This is a genomic window from Tissierellales bacterium (assembly GCA_035301805.1).
In the GTDB taxonomy this organism is placed as follows: domain Bacteria; phylum Bacillota; class Clostridia; order Tissierellales; family DATGTQ01; genus DATGTQ01.
Genome location: DATGTQ010000048.1, coordinates 1 through 5,893, shown reverse-complemented (window position 1 = coordinate 5,893; position 5,893 = coordinate 1). Strand labels below are relative to the sequence as shown.

The 5,893-nt window shown below is 30.7% G+C and carries 2 protein-coding genes; both read right to left on the bottom strand.

Translation table 11 applies throughout. From position 1 onward, the window contains the following. Window positions 1-5,505: phosphodiester glycosidase family protein (locus tag VK071_02215; GenBank protein HLR34124.1), on the bottom strand; the 5,505-nt coding region annotated here is incomplete at its 3' end. A gap of 218 nt (window positions 5,506-5,723) precedes the next feature. After that, window positions 5,724-5,893 (bottom strand): UDP-glucose 4-epimerase (locus tag VK071_02210; GenBank protein HLR34123.1); only part of this gene is annotated, 170 nt, incomplete at its 5' end.

Here is a 5,893-nt window from a genome sequence, read left to right as displayed (position 1 = left end):
TCCATCATTTGATGGTGAGAAATAGTAGATTGATTCATCAATTTCATACCAACCTTCAACTACTTCACCTTCTTCATCTAAATAGTATCTTCCTTTGTCTGTACTTATAAATAGATTCTTAGACTCTTCTTTATTAGCTGTCTTTTCAACTAGTCTTTTTGTTTCAATCTTTTTATCTTTCTTATTATCTTTCTTATTATCTTTTAATTCTGTTGTTGAATTTTTGCTTTCTGTTTTATTGTCTGAATTAATCTTCTTAGTTTTTTCAATTAATTTTCCATCTTTAGTAAATTCATACTCTTTTCCTTCTATAGTTGCTTTTCCTGTTCTCATATAACCAGTTTGCGCCATAGAGAAATAGTATTTGTCTCCATCTATTTCTTGCCAGCCTCTCAGTCTACCTTTGTCTTTATCTAAATAGTAGGTTCCAGCTTTTTCTTTGTTAAATCCAAATTTAACACCTTTTGGTAGTCTTCCTTTGTTATCAAATTTATACTCAGTTCCTGCTATCTTAGTTTCACCTGTTCTCATATAACCTGTATTTGAACTTGAGAAATAGTAAATTCTACCATCTATTTCTTGCCAGCCATGGACCTTTTCCCCATTTTCATTTACATAAAAAGTTCCTTTTCCTGTATTTACAAATTCGGATTTAAATTCATTGATTAACTTACCATCTTTATCAAATTCATATTCCTTTCCTCCTACTGTAGCGAAACCAGTACGAGCATTTTTTTGATTTGACATAGAAAAGTAATATTTATCTCCCTCTACTTCTTGCCAACCACTAGTAAATCCAATTCGTTCTTTAGCATTAACATATACAATATGAGGCGTTTCCTTATCTAAATATTTACTTATATCTTGTACACCATGATCTAATTTACCTTTAATTAATTTACCATCCTCAGTAAATATATAGGCATCTCCATGAATATTTGTAATACCTTTTCTCATATATTCGGTTACATTAGAGAAATAATATTCATCTCCATCTATTGTCTTCCAACCTTTAGTTACTTCAAGTTCTATATAATGTTTTGTTCCCTTTTTATCTTTTACAAATCCAGTTCCACCACTGATTAATTTTCCATTCTCATCAAACTCTGCTTCTAATCCCCATATTTTAGTTTTTCCTGTAAATACATAGCCTGTATCTACATCAAAGAAATATTTATCTTTTCCTAAGACTAATAATCCATTATCCCCTGTATAGGATTCTCCACCAACTAGATACATTATCTTTTCCTCTTTAGTTTTTATAAATCCTGTATAATCTTTTAATGGGATACTATCTTCACATACTTTACATACTGCCATATCACCTTCTATATAATAATCGTGATCATGTTCCTCATCTTCATCATCTTCTTCGGGTACTTTCGTCTTTGTATAACTATCAATAATCTTTCCATTTCCTAAATCCCGTACGTCTATCTTAAATGTATCATCAGTAGTATCAACAGATAAATACATTGATTTAAACTTATCATTTATTTCTTCGAAATAAAAATCCGGATTATCAAATGCAGTATATCTTTTTTCTCCTAATGCTCCAGCAATCATATATACTACACCATCATCATCTGGTTTACCATCAATTAATGGTTTTGTTCTAGTATACACATGGTCATGTCCGGAGATTACAAAATCAATATCTGCTTCCTCAGCATATTTAGGCATCAAATCATTAAATAATTGACTACCACCTTGAGGATTAGCATAATATGGTGATTGATGTGTAGCTAATATCTTCCATTTAGCATCTGACTTACCTGCATCTTTAACCATCCATTCTAATGCTTTTGTCAAGGTATTTCTACTAGTTGTATAATTAATAACTCCTATATATGTGTCACCATATTCTACAGAATAATAATCTTTATTATTATCTGGATAATTAAATATATCAATAGATTTCTCTGCTTTAGAATCACCATAATACTCATGGTTACCTAAAACATGAATCATATCTAAATCACTTATAAAGGAATTTGATACAGTTGATAATATTCCATCCCAATTAGAATAGATTCCAGCATTATCTACGAAATCCCCTACTTGAATAGCATAATCATAATCTTTTCCATATGATGATTCTATTGCTTCAATATCTGATTTAAATCCTTCATAGTTTTCAGTTTGAATATCTCCTAATACTAAGAATGTAGTATCAGAACCTTTAGGAATTGTTTTAAATGTCTTTATATCTGACCATTTTTCTCCATTTCCCACTCTATATACATATTCTTTTCCACTTTTTAATCCATCAATTAATACTTTGTTTATATTTACCATATAATTCTCATTTATATCTTCTGCACCAGTAAATGTGTGTAAGGAACTACTACCCTCTTTTTCTACAAATGCAGACTCTTTATTTGAATCATATTCAGATTTTAGAGCATACTGAATTAAAGGTTTATTATCTTTTGATGTATTAGAGAACCATGTAATGTTTTGTTGGCTTTCAGGATTCTTAACACCATTAGCTTTAATATTGAAGGGTGTACCATCCTTATTATCTGCTGATTCAAATGATTGTCCACTAAATTCAAATGAAACATCTTCATTATGCTCTGCAACTAAAGTAAATTTAGTTACTTTTTCAGAAAATTCATTAGTTTTTAGGACTCCATCTTTACCTGTAAATCCTAAACTCTTTTTATCCTTAGAATTAATAGAAAATATTTCAGCATTTTCTACTGGCTTGTCCTCTATATCTGTTACATAGAATACTCCTTCTTCGCCAACTCTAATAGTATCTGAACTTATCTTAATTGGTGCTGATACATCTATCTTTTTTGGTAAGGTTGAGAAACTCTTTAAGAATCGATCATCTGTATTATCTTTTTTATACTTAAATTTTCCAATATTAATATTATATGAGATAGATGAATTATCTTTTAACTTACTATCAATTTTAGATTTTAACTTAAAGATATAATCTACCTTTTTATCATTAACTCTTTTAGCATCAATATTTAAAATACGAACACCATTTAGATATTCTTCCTTACCTTCAAAAGCCTCACTAAATTCTAAATCATAGTCTGATAAATTATCAGATATTTTAAGAGATAGATCTACCTTGTCTATATTATCTATTTCATCAGCTTTTAATTCCATAGTATAGTCTTTACCTAGTACAGCTAGATCGTCACCATCTAGATAAACTCTGTTCTTTGCACCTGTATCTACTGTTATATATCTAGTTTCACTTGTTTCATTTCCAGCTTTATCAATTACAACAACTTTAATTTCATGTTGGCCATCAGTTAAATTAACATTTTGAACATAGGCTTTATTTCCAGTTTTATCTATAGCATATACATCTTTACCTTTGTAATTAACTCCATCTACATAAATATTTACATTATCATAATCTATACCTGTTGCATTTTCGTCTTCATAGTCATAATAACTTGTCCCAATAAATACATTGTTAGTATCTATTACATGATCATCTTCAACTTCTTCATCATTAACCTGTACAGAATCAATGATTGGAGCATTATGGTCATCTATATTTGTACCATATGTTACTGTTACATCATCTACATAAATATTACCAGCTGGTCTTACATCCTCCCCATCAAAAGAATTTGGAGTAACCATTAATCTTATAAACTGTCCTGGTAGAATTGTATATGGGTCTGAGAACTCAGTTAGATCTACTTCAACATATTTCCAACCTAACCAGTCAATTCCTATTTTTTCTTCTGTTAAATCAAATGCTTTCCAATTAGTATTACCTTCTATTCCTATACCTGTTCTTAACCATAGACCTTGAGATTCTTCAGTACCATAAATCCACATTCCTAAACCAGTTGGAGAACCTGGAAGTTCAAAAGTTACACCTAACTCTTCTAATCCTTTTTTATCAGTAAATCCAGCATAAGCTCCACCGATACCACTACCTTTATTAGTGAAATCAAAATCCATTCTTAAAGATTTATTACCAAATCGTACTGGTTCTCCACTATCACGATGTACAATTGAGATTTCAGACTTTTCTTTTCCTACTGAACTAGCTTCCCATTTATCATTAATTTCATCATTTTCAAAATCAAATATAACTGAAGGAAGTTTTCCTATTTCTAAAGAAAATTCTTTAGAAATTTCAGTATTAGCTATAGTAGCTTTTATTTTTCCACTCGTTGTTGTGTCCGGATTTGAAGTAAATACATTGTTTTTTATCCTTCCTAATTTTTTATCAAATTCCCATTCAATGTCTCCATCTTTAAATACTACTTCTCCTTGTTTATAAGTTAACCTTAAACCAAAATCAGTAGTTTCATCAAAACCTAAGCTAAATCCATCTGATCTAAAAGATATTTCATCAGGAGTCCTAACTTGAACACTACCTTCACCTACATTTTTTCCATTTGAATCTTCTAAATAGGCTATAACTTCTCCTTCAGTTCCATTTGATTTAAATTTACCTTTATCATCTATTGAACCAAACTTCTTATCCTTTAGTTTCCACTTTAAATCATTGGGTAAATCTGCAGACCCACCTAAGCTATCTACTCCACGGGCTTTAAATTGCACTTCCGATTTTGGTGTGTAGATATTATTTTCAGCATCTATTGTTGCATGATGAAAATCTCCATCTCCTTCTTCAGCATATACTAATAATGAACTGATAGATGGTCTTTCGTTCCCATCAGAGGGCACACTTCTTAGATCTATATCTGTCTCTCCTTCTCTTTTTGCAAGATAGGTTGTTGATCCACCGCCATCTAAGTTTAATGCCATAACTGCACCATAGTCACGCATTGTTTCGGCTAATTCTTTTGTTGAAACACCTATACTACGTGGTTCTATTCTTCCTTCTACTACATAAAAAAATACTGTTCCATCTTCTTTAATACCAACCGCTGTTCTTGGTGCCAATCCTCCACCATTTCCTACGACCTTGCCATCTCTAACTAGCCAACCCATTCCTCTAACAGCTTGACTTAAATCATTTTCTACTTCTGAATATTTCTTCCTATCTCCTATAATCGCTTGTCCATCTTTTTTGATTCCAAAAAAATTATCTGGTTTATCACTATATATTTTGTCATCAATAATTAATGGACCATTTGATAGGCCTGTACCACTCCAGTTTAAATCTGCATTAATAGCAGCTACAATATTTCTACCTGTCTTTTTCTTAGTTGCTTTTACCATTTCTCTTACTGTCTGTGTTCCAGTTTTATTATAATCTTTAGAAGCAGCCATAATTTTCGCATCACTATCTGGATCTATATCTACAATAAATCCATTTACTGGCTTACTACCGTCTCTTGTATTATACTGAATCTCATTTTCTACAACACCTGGAACTAATGTTGATTTTTTTGAAGAAACAACAAAACTATCCTTAGGTGGTTTAAAATCCCTTGATCTAGTCTTGTCTTCTTTAGCAGCAAATACCATAGTGCCATGTACAGTATTAAATACTAGCATAAGAGCTAAAAATACTACTAAAACCTTTTGACTTAGAAACCTCTTCATATCCTTCCTCCTTATTCTTATATCACTTTATTAGAATCTTATAACATAATCTTCATCTTATATCATTTAAAATAAATTATGTCATTTATTCGTCTAATGAACGACGCTATTATACCATAAATTTACAATTATGTACAGATTTAGTTAATTAATTTGCAATTTAAAAAGGTGCTGTTTGATAAGTGATTAATCACTTATCAAACAGCACCTTTTATCTCCTAATTATATCCATTAGGATTATTACTTCGCCAATTCCATGCATCTTTACACATATCTACAATATCTTTATCTGCCTTCCATCCTAATTCTTCATAGGCCTTTCTAGGATCAGCATAACATTCTGCTATATCTCCTGGTCTTCTATCTACTATTTCATATGGAACTTTTT